The sequence below is a fragment of the Marinobacter sp. M5B genome, from assembly GCF_042604615.1.
GTDB lineage: Bacteria > Pseudomonadota > Gammaproteobacteria > Pseudomonadales > Oleiphilaceae > Marinobacter > Marinobacter salarius.
Window position 1 is genome coordinate 2471643 of record NZ_CP156894.1, and the last position, 20635, is coordinate 2492277.

Annotated in this window: 17 protein-coding genes; 1 reads left to right on the forward strand and 16 read right to left on the reverse strand. The window is 57.2% G+C overall.

The window, feature by feature from the left end:
- Positions 1–6 precede the first annotated feature (6 nt).
- The 15 genes from AAGD24_RS11245 to leuC all read right to left on the reverse strand — a co-directional run bounded on the left by AAGD24_RS11245 (position 7) and on the right by leuC (position 18261).
- Complete coding sequence (locus AAGD24_RS11245; protein WP_036205500.1) at positions 7–1248, reverse strand: O-succinylhomoserine sulfhydrylase; 1242 nt, start codon at positions 1246–1248, stop codon at positions 7–9.
- Positions 1249–1277: 29 nt separating this feature from the next.
- On the reverse strand, positions 1278–2801 hold the full coding sequence (gene purF, locus AAGD24_RS11250; RefSeq protein WP_036205498.1) for an amidophosphoribosyltransferase: 1524 nt from the start codon (positions 2799–2801) through the stop codon (positions 1278–1280).
- Positions 2802–2836: 35 nt separating this feature from the next.
- Positions 2837–3406, reverse strand: coding sequence for a CvpA family protein (locus tag AAGD24_RS11255; RefSeq protein WP_379865123.1), 570 nt, complete (start codon positions 3404–3406; stop codon positions 2837–2839).
- 95 nt (positions 3407–3501) lie between these two features.
- Positions 3502–4164: an SPOR domain-containing protein gene (locus AAGD24_RS11260; RefSeq protein ID WP_379865124.1), complete on the reverse strand. Its 663-nt coding sequence runs from the start codon at positions 4162–4164 to the stop codon at positions 3502–3504.
- A gap of 112 nt (positions 4165–4276) precedes the next feature.
- Positions 4277–5602 carry a bifunctional tetrahydrofolate synthase/dihydrofolate synthase gene (gene folC, locus AAGD24_RS11265; RefSeq protein ID WP_127401379.1) on the reverse strand — a complete coding sequence of 442 codons (1326 nt, stop codon included), beginning with the start codon at positions 5600–5602 and terminating at the stop codon, positions 4277–4279.
- Complete coding sequence (accD, locus tag AAGD24_RS11270) at positions 5586–6512, reverse strand: acetyl-CoA carboxylase, carboxyltransferase subunit beta (RefSeq protein ID WP_041333302.1); 927 nt, start codon at positions 6510–6512, stop codon at positions 5586–5588. The genes folC and accD overlap by 17 nt, the downstream gene beginning before the upstream one ends.
- A gap of 40 nt (positions 6513–6552) precedes the next feature.
- The gene (gene trpA, locus AAGD24_RS11275; protein WP_036205493.1) at positions 6553–7365 is read right to left on the reverse strand and encodes a tryptophan synthase subunit alpha; all 813 of its coding nucleotides are present in this window, start codon (positions 7363–7365) and stop codon (positions 6553–6555) included.
- Between the two features lie 75 nt (positions 7366–7440).
- Complete coding sequence (gene trpB / locus AAGD24_RS11280; protein WP_197061310.1) at positions 7441–8649, reverse strand: tryptophan synthase subunit beta; 1209 nt, start codon at positions 8647–8649, stop codon at positions 7441–7443.
- Positions 8642–9271, reverse strand: coding sequence for a phosphoribosylanthranilate isomerase (locus AAGD24_RS11285; protein ID WP_379865126.1), 630 nt, complete (start codon positions 9269–9271; stop codon positions 8642–8644). The genes trpB and AAGD24_RS11285 overlap by 8 nt, the downstream gene beginning before the upstream one ends.
- Positions 9272–9278: 7 nt before the next feature.
- Positions 9279–10175 carry a tRNA pseudouridine(38-40) synthase TruA gene (gene truA, locus AAGD24_RS11290; RefSeq protein ID WP_085680544.1) on the reverse strand — a complete coding sequence of 299 codons (897 nt, stop codon included), beginning with the start codon at positions 10173–10175 and terminating at the stop codon, positions 9279–9281.
- A gap of 107 nt (positions 10176–10282) precedes the next feature.
- The gene (locus AAGD24_RS11295; RefSeq protein WP_273623389.1) at positions 10283–13444 is read right to left on the reverse strand and encodes a FimV/HubP family polar landmark protein; all 3162 of its coding nucleotides are present in this window, start codon (positions 13442–13444) and stop codon (positions 10283–10285) included.
- A 381-nt stretch (positions 13445–13825) separates the two neighbouring features.
- Positions 13826–14941, reverse strand: coding sequence for an aspartate-semialdehyde dehydrogenase (asd, locus tag AAGD24_RS11300; RefSeq protein ID WP_036205486.1), 1116 nt, complete (start codon positions 14939–14941; stop codon positions 13826–13828).
- Positions 14942–15059: 118 nt separating this feature from the next.
- On the reverse strand, positions 15060–16133 hold the full coding sequence (gene leuB, locus AAGD24_RS11305; protein ID WP_136633070.1) for a 3-isopropylmalate dehydrogenase: 1074 nt from the start codon (positions 16131–16133) through the stop codon (positions 15060–15062).
- 44 nt (positions 16134–16177) lie between these two features.
- On the reverse strand, positions 16178–16825 hold the full coding sequence (gene leuD / locus AAGD24_RS11310) for a 3-isopropylmalate dehydratase small subunit (protein ID WP_036205483.1): 648 nt from the start codon (positions 16823–16825) through the stop codon (positions 16178–16180).
- A gap of 17 nt (positions 16826–16842) precedes the next feature.
- On the reverse strand, positions 16843–18261 hold the full coding sequence (gene leuC, locus AAGD24_RS11315; protein WP_126812540.1) for a 3-isopropylmalate dehydratase large subunit: 1419 nt from the start codon (positions 18259–18261) through the stop codon (positions 16843–16845).
- A gap of 166 nt (positions 18262–18427) precedes the next feature.
- Between leuC and AAGD24_RS11320 the strand changes: the two genes are divergently transcribed.
- A complete protein-coding gene (locus AAGD24_RS11320) occupies positions 18428–19294 on the forward strand; it encodes a LysR family transcriptional regulator (protein WP_036205481.1) in 867 nt (288 codons plus the stop codon).
- A 28-nt stretch (positions 19295–19322) separates the two neighbouring features.
- Here AAGD24_RS11320 and AAGD24_RS11325 read toward each other — a convergent pair whose 3' ends face one another.
- On the reverse strand, positions 19323–20486 hold the full coding sequence (locus AAGD24_RS11325) for an MFS transporter (protein ID WP_228209710.1): 1164 nt from the start codon (positions 20484–20486) through the stop codon (positions 19323–19325).
- Positions 20487–20635: the final 149 nt, after the last annotated feature.

The following is a 20635-nucleotide window of genomic DNA, read 5'->3' on the forward strand; positions in this document are numbered from 1 at the left end:
GAATGCTCAGACAGTTCCCTGACGGTAATTTTCAAGAGCCTCAAACCCGCGTTGCAGATCGGTTTTGAGGTCCTCAACAGCTTCGATACCCACCGAGATCCGTACCAGATTTTCGGTAATACCCGCCTGAACCTTGTCTTCCGGAGACAGGCGACCGTGCGTGGTTGTGGCCGGATGGGTAATCGTGGTTTTGACGTCACCAAGATTGGCGGTAATGGAGATCATTCGCGTCGCATCGATGAACGCCCAGGCCTCTTCCCGACCACCTTTCACGGTAAAGGAAAGGACTCCACCAAACCCGCTTTGCTGACGCTTCGCCAATTCATGCTGTGGATGATCGGGCAAACCGGCATAGAATACATGATCCACCGCGCCCTGCCCTTCAAGCCATGTCGCCAACTCTAACGCATTGTCACAATGGGCGCGCATACGGATTGGTAAGGTTTCCAGACCCTTGAGGAAAACCCACGCGTTGAACGGGCTCAGGGTGGGACCGGCAGAACGAAGGAAGCCGTAGACCTCCTCCATCAGTGTGTTGGGACCAATAACGACACCACCGACACATCGGCCCTGGCCATCCAGATACTTGGTGGCAGAGTGAATGATAACATCGGCGCCATGCTCAAATGGGCGCTGCAGCACGGGTGTACAGAAACAGTTGTCCACGACGAACAAGGCGTCATTCGCCCGGGCCAACCCGGACAGTGCCTCCATGTCGGCGACTTCGCACAACGGGTTCGTTGGCGTTTCGATGAACAGCATCCGGGTTTCAGGGCGCACCGCAGCCTGCCATTGCGACATATCCGTCAGGCCCACAAAGGTGGTGTCCACACCGAACTTCGCCAGGTACTTCTGAAAAAGCACATTGGTGGTGCCAAACACGCCCCGCGAGCAAATCACGTGATCACCCGCTTTCAGCAGCGCCATGCAGGTCGCCAGGATGGCCGCCATGCCGGACGACGTCGCTACAGCACGCTCTCCGCCTTCCATCGCCGCAATACGGGATTCAAACGCCTGTACCGTGGGATTGGTAAAACGGGAATAGATATTGCCCGGCTCCTCACCACCAAACCGGGCCGCTGCCTGTGCGGCACTGCCATAAACGAAGCTCGACGTTGGGAAAATTGCGTCGCTATGCTCCAGTTGGCCGGTGCGAATCTGACCGGCACGGACCGCGAGAGTGTCCACCGACATGCCCTCAAGATCCGACTCGGGGATCAGAACATGTTCTTCGCGGCGATAGGTCATGACAAACTCCTGTTTATGGCCATGCTGGGTCAGTCTTCGTCGTTATACAGATCGATAATGCCGTTGTCGGAGGAATCCCCGGCACCGGCTTGGGACATGTTCTCGTCATTGCGGGCCGCCTCCAGTTTATTGAGATAGGCTGCGTCCACATCACCAGTAACGTAATTGCCGGTAAAGACGGAACACTCCCACCCCTCGATCTCCGGATTAACGTCATTCACACAGGTAATGAGATCATCCAGATCCTGGTACAGCAACCAGTCCGCGCCGATGAGCTCGCCAATCTCCTGAACACTTCGGTCGTGGGCGATCAACTCGTTCACCGACGGCATATCAATGCCGTAGACATTGGGGTAACGAACCGGGGGCGCTGCTGACGCGAAGTAAACCTTACGGGCACCGGCATCTCTGGCCATCTGCACGATTTCCTTGCAGGTGGTTCCCCGCACAATGGAATCGTCCACCAGCATGACGTTCTTGCCCCGGAACTCGAGATCGATCGGGTTCAGCTTCTGGCGCACGGACTTCTTCCGCATCTTCTGGCCCGGCATGATAAAGGTACGGCCGATATAGCGATTCTTGATAAAGCCTTCACGGAACTTCACCCCCAGCCGATGCGCCATCTGCATCGCAGAGGTGCGACTGGTATCCGGTATCGGCATCACCACATCGATATCATGGTCCGGACGCTCCCGCAGCACCTTCTCCGCCAGAGTTTCCCCCATCCGCAGCCGCGCCTTGTAGACCGATACCTTGTCGATAATGGAATCTGGCCGCGCAAAATACACGTGCTCGAATATACAGGGGTAAAGGTGGGCTTCCTCAGCGCACTGCTGGGTATAAAGCGTGCCATCGGTTTCAATGTACACCGCCTCACCCGGCGCGATGTCCCGCACCAGTTTGAAGCCCGCGGCACTCAGCGCCACGCTCTCGGAGGCAATCATGTACTCCTCACCCTCTTCGGTCTTGCGCACGCCATAACAGGCCGGGCGAATGCCGTTGGGGTCTCGGAAACCGACGATGCCATATCCAGTGATCATGGCTATGACCGCATAGGCGCCGCGGCAGCGTTTGTGCACGGCCCGAACAGCCGCAAAAATTTCTTCCTTGGTCGGGTCGAGTTTGCCCAGTTTCTGAAGCTCATGGGCAAACACGTTCAACAGGACTTCGGAATCAGAGTTGGTGTTGATGTGGCGGAGATCGGTGCGAAACAGATCACGGCTAAGGTCGTCGGCGTTGGTCAGGTTGCCGTTATGGGCCAGGGTAATGCCGTAGGGGCTGTTGACGTAAAACGGCTGCGCTTCCGCCGAGCTTGAACTGCCCGCCGTGGGATACCGAACATGGCCGATACCAACATTACCCACCAGGCGGCGCATGTGACGGGTACGAAATACATCCCGCACCAGGCCGTTGTCCTTGCGCAGGTAAAAACGCTCATCCTGAAAGGTAACAATTCCCGCCGCATCCTGGCCCCGGTGTTGTAATACGGTCAGCGCATCGTAAAGCGTCTGATTCACGTTGGAAGTACTGACTATGCCGACAATGCCACACATGGATACGGTAATCTCCGAAGCGTTAATACTGAATGTTAGCGGGACGCGGAAGCGGGTTCCACGTTATCTTCCTGCTGAGAACCGGAGGGGTTATCCATTTCCCCGCCTGCCGGCCCGAGAAAGCGGGCAAATTCGTCTCCGAGGGTTCTTCTTGACCAATCTTCCACCACGGCCAGACGGTCTATCATGATGGACGCACGCCACCAGGTGTCCTGTGCCAGCGGCGTATAGCGGGTAAGTGCAATCCCGACAATCACCACCACAACGCCCCGTAACAGGCCGAATCCCATACCGAGCACTCTGTCAGTGGCGGAAAGCCCGGTCGCCCTGACCAGATGGCCGATCATGTTATTGATTATGGCACCAACAATAAGGGTACCAAAGAACAGGATCGCGAAGGCAGCGACAAGCCGCACAAGCGGCGTTTCAACGGTGCTCTCGAGGAGAGATTGCATCTGGGGATGGAATGTCCGGGCAAGGATAAACGCCCCCACCCACGTGATCAGCGAGAGCGCCTCTTTCACAAAGCCACGCTTCAGGCTGATTAGGGTGGAAACAGTTATCAGGGCAATGATGACCCAGTCGATCCAGATCAGCGCATCCATGGAAAACCCGGTGAAAATAAGGAAGCGCGAATTCTATCAGGAAACGTCACCCGACCAAACCGCCCTGTGCGCATAAGTGACCGGAGAAGCCCGGGTTATTTGTCGCCGGAGGTCACCAGGCTGTTGAGACCAAAGGCTTTGTCGAGCGCCTGTTTTGCTCTTTCAGCTTCCGCCTTTTCCGCGAAAGGACCACTAAAGACACGGGTCAGCTCGGTGTCACCGCGTGTCACCTGCTGCAGGTGGGAGTTGTAACCCTTGTTACGAACCTTGTCACGCAACCGCCTGGCGTTATCACCACTGCCAAAACTGCCCAACTGGACAACCCACGCGCCTTCCAGCGAGCGGGTATACTCCGCTGAATCCGTCTCAGTGGCCGGATCAGCGGAGCCGGTGTTGGCGGATGACGACGGCTCTTCAGATGGCGCTGGCTCTGGAGGATTCTGAGGTTCTTCGACGGCATTGGCGACAGGTTGAGGCTCTGTACCCGCCATGTCGGTATCGGGTATTGGTTGGTCGTTTGACGGCTGGGGGGCCGAGTCCGGCTCGCCAGCCGCATCGCTTTCCTCAAGCCGGTACGCCGGGGCATCGGAAAGTTCTGGCTCGGGTGCATCCACTTCGGGGAACGGCGGTTCTTCCGGGATCTTGATTGTGGTGGATTCGCGCTCGGAATGTGGTTCATCGAACATCATCGGCACAAAGATTACGGCAAGTGACACCAGCACGAGAGCCCCGATGATTCTTTGTTTCAGTCCGTCCACGTTAGGTTGTCCCCTGTTTGTTCCTGCCCCGCCATCATTGACGACTTTCTGTGCCCGATACTAACCGCCCAATGCTGAGAACTCAAAGCTTCGACGACGGAATGAAGGATATTTAAGGCGCCGTTTTCCCCAGGGACACCCTGGCCTGCGCTACCGTGTAGAAGGAGCCGAATATCACCACCATATCCTCCGGACCGGCGCCACCCAGAGCTTCCTCCACGGCCGCTGAGACCGAGACGGAAACTGTGGCTGCAGGCAGCCGAAGCAGACCACCTATTCGGTCAACCAGCTCAGGACCGGACAACCCACGATGAACGTCCAGACCAGCCAGGTGCCACTCGTCGACTACCGGAGCCATTGCGCCCGCTACCCCTTCCACATCCTTGTCTTCGAGGGCGGCGTAGACAGCAATAACACGCCCGGCCCCGGGCTCCCGCCGCCCGATTCGAGCCGCCAGCCAGTTGGCGGCGTGGGGATTATGGCCGACATCAACCACCACCCGAGGTTGCTGCTGCAAGACTTCATAGCGACCCGGCAACGTCAGCCGGGCGATAACCTGCTCAATGGCACTGGGCGCCAATTCCGGCGCCAACTGTCTGACAGCAACGACTGCTGCGGCCAGACTGTGGACGGGAAGCCCGTTGTCTGGAAGCAATACCCGGTCGCCGTAGCGAGGCTGCTCCAGCCAAAGACTGCCAGCTGGTGCTATGCCTGGGTCGCACGGCACCAATTGATACGTCTCTCCAGGCCTTTCCAGCTGGACCTTCTGGGCGGCCGCCTGCTGCAATACCGACTCAGGTGGATCGATATCGGCGTAGACAGCGGGTATGCCGGGGCGAAGGATGCCCGCTTTCTCAAAACCGATGACCTCACGGTTGTCTCCGAGAAAGGCAACGTGATCGATATCAACGGAGGTAATAATGGCCAGATCCGGATCCAGAACGTTGACCGCATCCAGGCGCCCGCCCAGCCCAACTTCAAGAACCCAGTCCTCGACACCCGCTTCCAGGAACAGTACAAAAGCAGCGAGGGTTCCAAACTCGAAATACGTTAGCGTGGTATCACGGCGAGCTTCCTCTACCCGGGAAAACGCACAGACCAACTGGTCATCGCTAACATCCGCCCCGTTGATCCTTACCCGCTCGTTATAGTTCTGGAGGTGGGGAGAGGTATAGGCCCCGGTGGACCGCCCCGATGCCATTAACAGCTTCTCAAGTGCCGCTACCGCACTGCCTTTTCCATTGGTACCTGCGATGGTGATGATTCGCCCGGCCGGATTGCGGCGAAACAGGCGTCGCAACACCAGCAGCACTCGGTCGAGGCCAAGGTCGATTTCAGAAGGGTGGATCGATTCGAGGTAACCAAGCCACTGGTCAAGCGTGGCTTTATCGCCCGGGACAGCATTGCCCCGGGCGACAGGGCTATTCTGCGGGGGCATCGGTTTCCGGTCGCTCCGACACTTCGAACTCGATGGGCGCTTCCGTGGCCGGCTTATCCAGATCGGTAAACTTGGCCAACAAGGCAGCAATGCGCTCACGCATCTGATGCCGATGAAGAATCATGTCGATGGCGCCATGCTCCAGCAGGAACTCGCTGCGCTGGAAACCTTCGGGCAGCTTTTCACGAACAGTTTGCTCGATAACACGAGGACCGGCGAAACCGATCAGCGCATAAGGTTCCGCAATGTTCAGATCGCCCAGCATGGCAAGACTTGCGGAAACGCCACCGAATACCGGGTCGGTCATGACCGAGATATAGGGAATGCCCTCCTGCTTCATGCGCTCAAGCACGGCGGCCGTCTTGGACATCTGCATCAGCGACAGGATTGCCTCCTGCATCCGTGCGCCACCGCTGGCAGAGAAACACACCAATGGAATCCGCTCTTCCAGGCACACATTGGCCGCCTGAACGAACTTTTCACCCACGACCTGCCCCATGGAGCCGCCAAGGAAGTTGAATTCAAAGGCCACCGCAACCAGCGGAATATCCAGGCAGGAGCCACGCATGGCAACCAAGGCATCTTTCTCGCCAGTGGCTTTCTGGTTCTGGCTCAGGCGATCCTTGTAACGCTTGCTGTCCTTGAACTTCAGGCGGTCCCAAGGTTCCAGATCAGCCGCGATCTCCTGGCGGCCGTCGGCGTCCAGGAAAACATCCAGACGACGGCGGGCAGTTATCCTCAGGTGATGCTGGCACTTGGGGCACACGTCCAGATTCTTATCCAGCTCCGGCTTGTACAAAAACGCCCCGCACTTGGGGCATTTCTTCCACAGACCTTCAGGAACACCGGTCCGTTGTTTGGATTCCGAGCGGATCTTGCTCGGCATGATCTTGTCCAGCCAGTTACTCATGATCTCATCCTGTCCTTTGATGCCTGCGGGAACCCGACTGTCACGAAGCCAGGCTGTCCAGTGCTTCTCGCATCGGGTGGAGCAGATCCGACAATGCCCGTTTGAGCTGATCAGGATCCGCCTGATTTCGGGCTATTGTATCGACCAGTACACTGCCGACAATTACACCATCGGATACCCGACCGACCGCTGCCGCTGTTGCAGCGTCACGAATACCAAATCCAACACCCACCGGAAGCGCAGTCAGTTCGTGAATATGGGACACCTTCGAGGCCACTTCATCCACATCGATCTTACCGGCGCCCGTAACACCCTTGAATGAAACATAGTACACATAGCCCGAACTGTGCTCACTGATTGCACGAATTCGGTCGTCCGTCGTGGTTGGTGCCAACAGAAAAATCGCATCAAGGTTCCGGGCCGTGAACAATGGCGCCACTTCGTCCGCCTCTTCCGGCGGCAAATCCACCGTCAGGATACCGTCAACCCCGGCATCAACAGCCGCGTCAGCGAATTTCTCCTGACCCATGGCCTCCATCGGGTTGAGGTAACCCATCAGCACGACCGGTGTGGCATTGTCTTTCTCACGGAACGTTTTCACCATTCCCAGCACCTGACGCAATGACGTCCCGTGCACCAACGCTCTCTCACACGCCTGTTGAATCACCGGGCCGTCCGCCATTGGGTCGGAGAACGGTACGCCCAGTTCGATGATATCAGCACCCGCCGACACCAAAGTGTGCATCAGGTCAACGGTCAGATCCGGATGTGGATCGCCAGCGGTAATGTACGGAATCAGCGCCTTGCGACCCTGCCCTTTCAGGGCTTTCAGCACCCCTTCGATTCGACTCATGCCTGCTCCTGTGATTATTCCTGCACTGCAGTCCGTACCAGCCCGGCGACCTGCCGTCAGATACCGGGCAACTGCTTAAACTTCTATGCCATCCAGTTGAGCGATGGTGTGTATGTCCTTGTCACCGCGACCGGAGACGTTGATCACCACCATCTGGTCCTTATCCATCGTAGCGGCCAGCTTGATAGCGTAGGCCACCGCATGGGCGGTCTCAAGCGCGGGCATAATACCCTCCACCCGTGTCAGCTTCCGGAAGCCATCCAGAGCTTCATCATCGGTCACCGACACGTAGTGGGCCCGGCCAATGTCCTTGAGCCAGCTGTGCTCAGGCCCGACGCCCGGGTAATCAAGGCCGGCACTGACCGAATGGGTGCCCGCGATCTGGCCATTCTCGTCTTCCATCAGGTACGTCCGGTTACCGTGAAGCACACCCGGACGTCCCGCGCTCAGCGGCGCCGCATGTTTTCCGGTCTCAATACCCAGGCCACCGGCTTCCACACCGTACATCTCCACACTCTCGTCGGTCAGGAACGGATAGAACATGCCGATGGCGTTGGAACCACCACCGACACAGGCCACCAGCGCATCCGGCAGTTTACCCGCCTGGGCCAGGGACTGTTCGCGGGTTTCTCGCCCGATGACTGACTGGAAATCACGCACCAGCAGTGGATAAGGGTGAGGCCCGGCAACCGTACCAATGATGTAGAAGGTGTCGTCAACGTTCGCCACCCAGTCACGCATCGCGTCGTTCATGGCGTCCTTGAGTGTGCGCGTTCCGCTCTGAACGGAGTGAACCTCAGCGCCAAGCAGTTTCATCCGGTAAACGTTCAGGGACTGTCGCTTTACATCCTCGGCGCCCATGAACACGTGGCACTCAAGGCCCAGGCGCGCGCACACGGTCGCTGTAGCAACGCCATGCTGCCCGGCACCCGTTTCCGCAATGACCCGTTTTTTACCCAGGAAACTCGCGAGCAGTGCCTGACCGATGGTGTTATTTACCTTGTGCGCGCCCGTGTGGTTAAGATCTTCACGCTTCAGCCAGATTTGTGCACCACCGGTTTCCCGGCTCAGTCTTTCAGCAAAGTACAGCGGGCTGGGCCGGCCAACATAATGCGCCAGATCCCGATCAAACTCCGCCTGGAACTCCGGATCGTCCTTTAGTCTTTTGTACTCACGCTCCAGGGTCATCAGCGAATCAAACAGGGTTTCGGAGACAAATCTTCCGCCGTAAGCACCAAAGTGACCCCGTGCATCCGGAAGCGCCTTGAGCATTTCTTCAGTCAGTTTCATCGACACGGTGAACCTCGTTTATAAAATCAGTGATCTTTTCGTCGTCTTTGATGCCTTTGCTGCTTTCCACACCACCACTGACATCGACGGCCCAGGGGCGCACCTGCGCAACAGCGCGGGATACATTATCAGAAGCCAGGCCGCCGGCCAATATGAGAGGCATTGGGCGCGTGGACGGTATCAATGACCAGTTAAAGGACTGTCCGGTACCGCCGTATTTCTTCGGGTCCCATGCGTCCACCAGCAGGCCGCTGGCGTTACGGTAATGCTCAAAGGCATGTTCGATATCATCAGTTTCGCGCACCCGCACGGCTTTGATCCAGCGAACACCGAAACTGTTGCAAAATTCCGGAGATTCATCGCCATGAAACTGGAGAAGCCCCAGCGGCACCTGTGACAGCACCTCCCGGACGTATGACGCTTCGGGGTTAACAAACAGCCCCGTTGCCGCTACAAAGGGAGGAACCGCATCCACCAGCTCCCTGGCGGCATCAGGTGTCACATACCTTGGGCTGGGCTCGTAGAATACAAAGCCCAGGGCATCCGCTCCAGCGTTGGCAGCGGCAATAACGTCCTGCTTTCGGGTGATACCACAGATCTTGACCCGGGTTCTCATAAGCCGTCTATCGCTGTTTTCGGTGTATGTGAGTCGGGCTGCGTGGTCGGTTTTCATCAGCCTCAAACCAGGGTGCGACGAACGCTGGCCCGCACTGAGCTGCCGGGATAGAGAACCCTTCCGGATACCCTACATCCACCAGATACAGTCCATGGGGCGGTGCCGTTACGCCTGCAACAGTCCGATCTCTGGCCTCAAGTATCTCACGAATCCAGGCCGGCCGCTGCTTCCCTGTACCCACCGACATCAGTGCACCGGCGATATTGCGAACCATATGATGCAGGAACGCATTTGCCTGAACATCTATTACGACGAAGTTCCCTTTTCGGGTTACCTCGATGGCTTCAAGAAACCGAATGGGTGACCTCGACTGGCAGCCAGCCGCACGAAATGAGGAGAAGTCGTGCTCACCGCAAAGAAACTGGGCAGCCTGATGCATCAGCGCTGCATCCAGGGGGCGAAACGTCCAGCTAACCTGGCCATGAAGGATGCCCGGCCTTACCGCATGGTTATAGATCACATAACGGTACCGGCGATACGTCGCGGAAAAACGGGCGTGGAAGTCATCCACCCCATTACCGGCCCAATGAACCGCAACATCCTGCGGCAATGAAGTGTTGATTCCCATGACCCAGGACCGGGGATTACGCACCGAGGGCGTCTCGAAATGGGCAATCTGGTAACTGGCGTGCACGCCCGCATCTGTGCGGCCCGCGCATACGAGTTCAACAGGATGGTCAGCAACCTTTGAAACTGCCTGGGTCAGTTCTCCCTGAACCGACCGCACGCCTGATTTCTGATATTGCCAGCCGTGGAAGCCCCGGCCATCGTATTCAAAGGCAAGCGCGACCCGCCCCGCCCCGATGGCGCCGTCAGTGGTCAGTGGTTGTGGCGTAACAAACAATGAAGTGTCCGGATTGGCAAGCTGATAATAAAAAACAAAACGCCGGCTTTAATCCGGGACGGGCCCGGTAACCGGCGTTTCGCATTCGCTGTACTGATTATATCGAATCAGGACAGATTTTTAAGGAGATCCTGCGCTTCCGCTTTCTGCTCCTCATTTCCTTCAAGAGCCACTTCCTCAAGGATATCCCTGGCTCCATCGACGTCGCCCATTTCCACGTAGGCTCTGGCAAGGTCAAGCTTGGTTGACGCTTCGTCGGTGCCTGTCAGGAAATCGAAGTCATCGTCGTCGCCAAGATCGGCTTCTTCGATGTCATCCGCGCTGGACGCAGCCTTTGAGGATGCGGGATCAGATGCCACGGGAGGCTCACCTGACTCTTCCTCCGCGGACTCGGCAGCCGCGAGATCATCATCGCTGAGTTCTGGAAGATCTTCTTCCACTTCCTCGACGCCTGCAACGGTCTCTTCCGGATCTGCGGGCTCCTCACCCGTAAGGGCATCCTCAAGGCCGAGCTCTTCATCCAGAGGAGTAGAATCCTCCTCCTGCTGATCGTTATTCGCATCTGTACCGGCGGAATCGCCGGAATCGGCAAACTCTTCCATAAGCGCAAGGTCCTCGTCGGAAACGTCAAGCTCAAGGTCGTCAAGTTCGCTTTGTTCGTCGTCGGAAGACGTCTCATCTTCGCCGGCAACTTTATCCAGCTCAGCATCCAGCTCGTCCAGGAAGGATTCGTCCAGGGAATCCAGATCGCTTTCTTCCAGGTCGCCTTCTTCCAGGCTGTCAACTTCCAGCTCTTGACCTTCAGAGTCGTCAGCGCCGGCTGTTTCCAGATCGTCCTCATCAAGTTCCAGTGAGTCGAACGCATCCGAGTCGTCCGTTGTTTCGCTCGACTCCTGTTCATCCTCCGCGAAATCGAGGCTCAGATCATCGTCTTCCTCGGATGTTTTCGGCTCCTCGGCTGAATCGTCCTCTAGTGAAAAGTCGAAGGCGTCGTCAGCCAGATCATCGGATTTTTCTGTGGTCGCCTCTTCTTTACCACTCGAGGTATCGATACCAGAGAGGTCATACTCGATCAGATCATCCGGGCCCGGTTCCTTTTCGGATTCCTCGGCGTAGGTGTCGTCAGTTTCGTCCAGATCGGAAAAATCCGTCTCCAGGCTACCAAACTCATCTTCAGCCTCATCTTCCGATGTGCTGTCCAAAGCCGGCTCATCAAATACGGTATCCTCGTCACGTGAGCTGGTGTCGAAAGAATCCGATCTCAGCTGAGATTCCAGATCGTCAATGCTAGGCATTGACTCAGCCTCTTCGAGGCGAGCGCGCATTTCGTGAGCTTCGGCGATAGCCTGTTCGTCGTCCAGGGTCTCAACCTCACCGAGCTGCTTCTCAAAGGATTGTCTGTCCTGGGTATCCGCGTACACCCCAAGCAGTTTCAAGCGCAGATCTGTACGACTGGGTTCACGGGAAATTGCGGTTTCCAGAGACTGTGCCGCCTGATCCATGCGCCCATACGCAATGTAGGCGTCGGCTTCCGCCAGAGGGTCACTCTCCGGTGCATCCGCACCGTCTTCGTCATCCAGGGTGAGATCGAAGGTATCGGTCTCCGCGTCGGTTTCACTATTCAGCTGGTCGTAAAACGCTTTTTCACGATTGGCATTGCGACGCGCCAGCAACAGCAGAAGCAACAACAGAACAACCAGACCACCGCCAAGCGCTATCTGATACATCGGGTTGTTGGTAATCGCGCTGATGATGTTATCCGGAAAGCCCTTGTCAGACTCCGCCGGTGATGTTGACACCTCGCTGGCAGGCTGCTCGGATGCCGGTGATGCTACATCGGCTTCCTGCTGACCGGCCTCTTCCTCAGGCGCGGTACCGGCATCCATTTCATCGGACGCAACGTCGGCCTCTGGCATATCGGCATCATCACCCATCGCCGGTGCGTCAGCACCTTCTTCGGCGCCCGCTGCGGTGGTTTCATCCATGTCGGTTGCCGCAGGATCAGCCGCATCTTCGTCGGTGGCCATACCGTCCGCGGCATCCATGTCTTCTGCGGCCATATCAGTAGCGTCGCCATCGGGGGACGTTTCCATCTCCTCTTCAGCGACTTGCGCAGACAATGTCTCCGCCTGAGGTGCATCTGCGGGTTGGCCGCTGTCACCTTGAGCCTGCTGCATTTCGGCAAGCTGTGTATTTTTCAGTTCCAGCAGACGCTGAAGGGTTTCCACCTGATTTTGAAGATCATCAACCCGACCACCCAGCTCTTCATTTTCTCGCCGGGCGCTTTCGAGCTCTTCCATGACGACGGCGGAGCCGGCGTCTACACCACCGGCGGTATCACCGTCACCGCCGGCAGAACCGCCCTCTTCGGCATCACGAGTGCTGCTGTCTTCACTTGCAAGCAATCGAAGCTCATCACCGCCAGTCTGTTCACCACCCGCTTGCCCTGAAGCAACTTCGGTATCTGTGGCATCCACCGTGCGCTGCGGCGTCGAGAACGCTTCGTTCTGTGCGGCCACCTGTCGATTAGCCTCGGCACGGGAACGACTGCGAATCTGTTCCATATCCGGCACCCGCAGCACTTCACCACGCTTGAGCCGGTTGATATTGCCCGCAATAAACGCGTCAGGGTTCAGGTCCTGGAGCGCAAGCATGACCTGTTGCATGGACACACTGCTGTCGGGGCGAACACTCTCAGCAATATTCCAGAGGGTATCGGAAGGCCCGGTGGGCCCGAGAGTCCTCGCACGCTGAGTGGTTGTGCGCCGGGGCTCCTGGGATGTCGATCTGGCCTGCTGTTGACGCGCTGGCTCGGAAACCTGGCGAGTGGTTGGAGCGGCAACCTCTTCCCGCACACCGGACTCCTCCGCATACACCGGGGGGTCAACCAGAACCGCGTATTCCCGCATCAGCCGCCCATTGGGCCAGGTCACTTCAAGCAGGAAATTGAGGTAGGGTTCCCGTAATGGCTCACGGGACGACACGTTCACCACCAGACTGCCATCGCTGGCTGTGGTGACGCGGAAATCAAGTTTGGTAAGGAAATAGTTCCGGTCGATACCAACCCGTTCATAGGCCGAATCGGGAGCGATGTTTACAAATACATCACCAGGGTCGACGCCCTCGCTTTTACGCAGACTGATATCCGCGTCCAGAGGCTCATTCAGATAGGACTGTAATTCAATCTCACCCAGACCCAGGGCCTGTGCGACGCCAGAACCAAGCCCTCCCGCCAGAGCCAGAGCAACCGCAAGCTTGCGTACCTTCATGCTTTTTCCTTACCAGTCTCCGTTATTCGTTACTGTTTTCACAAACAGAATCGGACGAGGTTGGATGACTTCCGTCTTGATTACTATCGTTATTATGTAAAGTTTTTAATATTCAGCTCGGCAAGTATTGTTGATAAAACCTCTTTTATCAATCAATCAGCCGCAGTCCTTGCACCATTTTTTCATAAATGGTCGGGAACATATTGTTACCGAACGATGATCCGGTGCCCCCGAATAGCCAAAGTCTAGCCCACAAGAACCCAAACATGTACAAAACGCTTCCGAAAATAACAGGGGCGGAGGCGTATTTCAGCCTCCGCCCCCAGCCGGTTCTCTGAAACCGGACACAGTTGGCATAATATTGCCCGCTGCGGGACTGCGTTACTGCTCCTGCAGTATGCGAAGCATCCGCCTGAGCGGTTCCGCAGCACCCCACAGCAACTGATCACCAACCGTGAACGCTGAGATGTACTCAGGCCCCATGGTCAGCTTGCGGATACGGCCAATGGGAACACTCAACGTACCCGTAACCTTCGCCGGGGTGAGCTCCCGAAGGGTGGCATCCCGCTCATTGGGAATCACCTTCACCCAGTCGTTGGCTTTGGCCAGGATGGACTCAATCTCGGAAACCGGAAGGTCCTTCTTCAATTTGATGGTCAAGGCCTGACTGTGGGAACGCATGGCACCGATGCGAACGCAGATGCCGTCGATCGGAATCGGATTGCTGCTGCGACCAAGAATCTTGTTGGTCTCGACGCCCGCTTTCCATTCTTCCTTGCTCATGCCGTTATCAAGCTGCTTGTCGATAAACGGAATCAGGCTGCCTGCCAGAGGCACTTCAAAGTGCTCGGTGGGAAAGCCGTCCGAACGCATGGTTTCGGTTACCTTGCGATCGATATCGAGGATAGCCGAGGATGGATCCGCCAGCTCGTCACTCACGCTGCCCTTCAGCTCGCCCATCTGGTTGAGCAGTTCCCGCATGTTCTGGGCACCGGAACCAGACGCCGCCTGATAGGTCATAGGCGATACCCATTCAATCAGGTCCTGCTCCAGCAGCCCACCAAGGGCCAGCATCATCAGGCTGACAGTACAGTTCCCACCAACGTAGTCCTTCACGCCCTTCGCCAGGGCATCGTCAATCACGTTGCGGTTGACCGGATCAAGAACGATGACGGAATGATCGACCATCCGCAGCGTGGAAGCGGCGTCAATCCAGTACCCCTGCCATCCGGCATCACGGAGTTTCTGGTACACGGCACCTGTGTAATCCCCGCCCTGGCAGGTAACCACCACATCCAGCGTTTTCAGGGTATCGATATCGAAGGCATCCTGCAGCGCAGGCACACCCTCTTTGCCTACGTCCGGTGCCGGCTTTCCGGCCTGGGAAGTGGTAAAGAAGATCGGTTCGATATCTGCAAAATCGTTTTCTTCGCGCATGCGCTGCATGAGGACAGAGCCCACCATACCGCGCCAGCCAATAAGTCCAACTCGCTTCATGTGCGACCTTTGAACCTCGTTTTATGCCCGCCCTCTACCTGTATCGCTGGCAGGGACAGGATGGATGATCCCGCGACAACCGCATCGCGTTGTCGTCGGGTCTCAAAACTTGCCGGCCTCAGAGTGCCGCCAGAACGGCATCGCCCATCTCTCGGGTCGATACCTTCCGGCCCTCAGAAGACATGATATCCGCTGTCCTCAGGCCCTGATCCAGCACTTTGCTGACCGCCGCCTCTATCGCCTCGGCGGCTTTCTCCTCGCCAAGACTGTACCGCAACATCATTGCGCCACTGAGGATCGTAGCCAGCGGGTTGGCTATGCCCTTGCCTGCAATATCGGGTGCAGACCCGTGACAGGGTTCGTACATACCCTGCTTCTCAGAGTTCAGAGACGCAGAGGGCAACATCCCGATCGACCCCGTCAGCATAGCCGCTTCGTCAGAAAGAATATCACCAAACATGTTGCCAGTCACAATCACATCAAACTGTTTGGGTGCCTTGACCAGCTGCATGGCGGCGTTGTCCACGTACATATGGGAGAGCTCAACATCCGGGTATTCCCGGCGCAGGTCTTCCATGATTTCCCGCCACAGAACAGTCACTTCCAGCACGTTCGCCTTGTCGACAGAGCAGAGCTTCTTACCACGCTGCTGGGCCGCTTCAAAGGCGACACGGCCAATACGACGAATTTCCGATTCCGTATAGGCGTACGTGTTGTAGCCCTGACGCTCCCCACTTTCCAGTTCGCGGACGCCCCGTGGCTGGCCAAAATAGATGCCGCCGGTTAACTCCCGAACAATCATTATATCAAGGCCGGAGACCACCTCTGGCTTCAGTGAGGATGCAGAAGCAAGCTGAGGATACAGAATGGCCGGGCGCAGATTGGCGAACAACTCAAGGTTGGAGCGCAGCCCAAGCAGTCCTTTTTCAGGACGACTGGCCATCGGACGCTTGTCCCACTTGGGGCCACCCACGGCACCCAGCAGGATTGCGTCCGCCTTACGCGCCTTGTCCAGGGTATCCTCCGGAAGTGGCGTATCCGTTTCGTCGATGGCGGCACCGCCAACCAGGGCGGACTCGAAGTGCAGCTCCAGACCGAATTGCTCGTTTATCTTACGCAGAACCTTTTCCGCTTCGGCAACAATTTCCGGGCCAATGCCATCGCCAGGAAGCATCAGGATAGAACGGGACATAGTGATTCCTTGAAGGTCGATTCGTTGTGGTAATTCAGGGCGGATCAGCGACCGGCATCAAATAACCAGGGTGCCGTTTCGCGCCTCGACGCTTCGTAGGCCTTTATGACCTCCGCGTCTTCAAGCGTAACACCGATATCGTCCAGGCCGTTCAGCAGGCAATGTCGACGAAAATCATCAACTTCAAAGTTGAATGATTCGCCGGACGGCGTGGTAACGGTTTTGGCTTCGAGATCTATCGCCAACTGATAGCCCTCTTCCGCCTCGGTTTCATGAAACAGCCGATCTACAATTTCTTCATCTAAAACAATTGGCAACAAGCCATTCTTAAAGCAGTTGTTATAGAAAATGTCGGCGAAACTGGGCGCAATGATAACGTGGAACCCAAAATCCTCAAGCGCCCAGGGGGCGTGCTCGCGGCTGGAGCCACAACCAAAGTTGCGCCGCGCCAGGAGCACGCTGGCATTTTTGTAGCGATCCTGATTAAGCATGAAATCAGGATTGATGGGCCGCTGTGAGCAGTCCTGGTCCGGCTTGCCTTCATCAAGGTAACGCAGTTCGTCAAACAGGTTCGGCCCGAAGCCGGTACGTTTGATGGACTTCAGAAACTGCTTGGGAATGATCATGTCCGTATCCACATTGGACCGGTCCATGGGGGCAACAATGCCCTGGTGTTGCTTTAAGGCTCGCATGGTGTCTCTCCTGTGGATCAGTTCATCATCTCGCGGACATCAACGAAGTGGCCGTTGATCGCCGCCGCCGCTGCCATGGCCGGGCTAACCAGATGGGTACGCCCGCCGAAGCCCTGGCGGCCCTCGAAGTTACGATTGGAAGTGGAGGCGCAATGCTCTCCCTGCCCCAATTTGTCGGCGTTCATGGCCAGACACATGGAGCAGCCCGGATCACGCCACTCAAGACCGGCTTCAATAAAGATCTTGTCCAGCCCTTCCTGTTCCGCCTGAACTTTCACCAGACCGGAACCGGGCACCACCATCGCCTGCTTGAGTGATGACGACACCTTCCGCCCCTTCACGACCGCCGCTGCTTCACGAAGGTCCTCTATACGGCTGTTGGTACAGGAGCCAATAAACACACGATCCAGCTTGATCTCGGTAATCGGCATGTTCGGCCTCAAGCCCATGTACTTCAAGGCACGGACAATTCCCTCGCGCTTGATGGGATCGGCTTCCGCTTCCGGGTCCGGCACATTACCGCCAACGCCGGCGACCATCTCGGGAGACGTCCCCCAGCTCACCTGCGGCATAATTTCGGAACCGTCGAGCTCAACAACCTTGTCGAACACTGCATCGTCATCGCTGTGCAACGTCTTCCAGTATTCAATGGCTTGCTCGCGCATCTCGCCCTTGGGGGCAAATGGGCGATCCTTGACATAATCAATGGTGGTCTGGTCGACCGCGACCATGCCCACCCGCGCACCGGCCTCGATGGACATGTTGCAGATGGTCATTCGGGCTTCCATCGAGAGGCCACGAATCGCTTCACCGCCAAATTCGATCGCACAGCCTGTGCCGCCGGCGGTGCCGATCTTCCCGATAATGGCGAGAACAACGTCTTTTCCGGTCACCCCGGGCCCAAGCTTGCCATTCACCTTCACCAGCATGTTTTTCATTTTCTGCTGAACCAGGCACTGGGTGGCGAGCACATGTTCCACCTCTGACGTGCCGATACCATGAGCCAGGCAGCCGAATGCACCGTGGGTGGAGGTATGGGAATCGCCACAAACAATGCTCATGCCAGGCAGTGTCGCGCCCTGCTCTGGCCCGATCACATGCACGATGCCCTGGCGTTGGTCCTTGATTTTGAATTCCAGGATGCCGAACTCGTCGCAGTTCTTGTCCAGGGTTTCCACCTGAATCCGGGATACCGGGTCAACAATGCCTTCAATGCCTCGGGCGCGGTCGGTGGTGGGTACGTTGTGGTCCGGCGTCGCCAGGTTGGCATCCAGCCGCCAGGGCTTACGCCCAGCCAGACGAAGGCCTTCAAAGGCCTGCGGCGAGGTGACTTCATGCAGCAGGTGCCGGTCGATGTAGATCAACGCGGAGCCGTCATCCCGCTGTTTGACGAGATGGTCGTCCCACAATTTGTCGTATAAGGTCTTGCCCGCCATGGTTCTCTCTCACTCTCTGGGGGTTTCTGTTTTTTCAGTATGGTTCTATTTTAACGCCTAGCCTTGAATAACCTCAATTCATGTTTTTTATGTTGCGCATTCCCAACTGGCATATTAGGATTTGGTGGGACCTCCACCAAAAGCTGCAGTTACGGATTCAACCACAATGGATGCAAATTCCCTGAAAGCGTTCCTCACCATCGTCGACCAGGAGTCGTTCTCCGAGGCGGCAGAACTGCTACACCTGACGCAGCCTGCAATCAGCAAGCGGCTGGCTGCTTTGGAGAACCAACTGGGAACGAAGCTGATCGACCGGAGCAATAGACAGGTCCGATTGACGGACGCAGGGGCACGCCTTCTACCCCATGCCCGGCGAATTCTGGACGAAGTGCACAATGCCCGACAGGCGCTGTCAGATCGTGAGGGATCGGTTTCAGGACAGCTGTCGGTGATTGCCAGCCACCACATCGGACTGCATCATCTCCCTGCCTGGTTACGGCGGCTGAACCGGGATTATCCGGAGGTGTCTCTGGAACTGCAGTTCATGGATTCTGAAAGCGCCTTCGGGCAGATGCGTAAACGTACAGCAGAGCTCGCGTTCGTGACCCTGAGCGAGAGCATGGACCAGGCATTCGATGTGCACGTGCGCTGGGAAGATGCCATGGCATTCGTGGTGTCGCCGGAACATCCACTGGCCTCGCTGGACAACCCGGGGCTCGGGGATCTGTCCCGGTATGACGCCCTGCTCCCCGAAGCTGGCACCGCCACCTACCGATCCATCAGCCGACTGTTTCTCGATGCGAGCCTGCCCCTGAAAATCCAGATGCCCACCAACTACCTGGAAACCATCAAGATGATGGCCAGCGTCGGGCTTGGGTGGAGCGTTTTGCCGGTGAGCATGGTCGACGACTCACTTACGGTGCTTTCTGTGCCCCACTCCGTAAGCCGCATTCTCGGCGGTGTGGGACTGAAGGGCCGATCGCTGAGCCCCCAGGCACAGGCACTGCTGGATATCGCAGCAGATCTTCAATAAAACCCGCTAAACACCACAGCAACACCAATCAATGCTCGGGCGGCGGCCTCAGGCCCCGCCAAGTGATGACAATGGCAATGGCCATGGCCGCCGCCCCGCCCCAGAACGCGGCGGAGGTACTGAACCCGTCCACCAGAAAGCCCGACAACCAGGCGCCCAGTGCGCCACCGGCACCAAAGGTCAGCCCACTGTAGAGCGCCTGCCCCTGGCCGTGATGATGCTGCCCAAAGAAACCCTGGATATACTGCACCGAAATAGCGTGCAGGGCGCCGTAAGAGGCCGCGTGCAGCAACTGCGCGAAAATCAGCACCGCCACCACATCCGTCACTTCCGCGATCAACACCCAGCGAATCATCGTCAGCGCCAGTGCCGCAATCGCAATCTGCCGCACGGTGAAATTGCGGGTCAGCCGATGCATCACCAGGAACAACCCAATCTCCGCCAGCACCCCTAGCGACCACAACAACCCAATCGCCAACTTACCGTACCCGTGCTGCTCCAGGTGAATACTGAAAAACGTGTAGTACGCCCCGTGGGATACCTGTAGCAGAAAGTTCATCAAAAAGAACGTCACCACCGCCGGGTGGGTCACAATCGCCTTCAAACTGCCCTTGGGCGCCAGTGGCTTACGTTCTCCCCGCTCCGACGGCACCAGAAACGCCGACACCGCAATCCCCGCAAACACCGGCAACAACAGCCACGGCAACAGAGTGATCGGGATAAGTTCAAGAATCCCTCCCACCAGCGCCACCGCGCCAATAAACCCTACCGACCCCCATAACCGCACCTTGCCGTATTTCTCACGTTGCGTTCCCAGCGACCGCAACGTGATCACTTCATAAAGCGGCAAAATCGCATTCCAGAAAAACGTAAACGCCAGCATGACCAGCAACAGCCCATAAAACCCGGGCTCCATGAACACACCAGCAAAAAACAGCGACCCCGTAATGGCACCAAACCGAACCAACCGCACCCGCTGCCCAGTCCGATCTCCGAGCCACCCCCACACGCTGGGCGCCACGATCTTGGTTAATTGAATTGTCGCCATCAGCGTGGCGATCTCAAGGTAGGAAAAGCCCCGGCCTTCCAGATACAGGGACCAATACGGCAGCAAACCGCCGAGGAGAGCGAAAAACCAGAAGTAGAGGTTTGAAAGGCGCCAATAGATAGGAATGCTCCAATGAGATATCACAGAAGACCGACCACTGCGGCAAGCAGGGCCTTTCAAAACCGTGGAGGGCCAGGGATGGCCCGACCGAGCCTACATGGACGTACTTGCGGCGAGTTTTGAGAGGCCCTGCTTGCTGTGGTGTGCACCGTACTATCAGTCGAGTTGATACG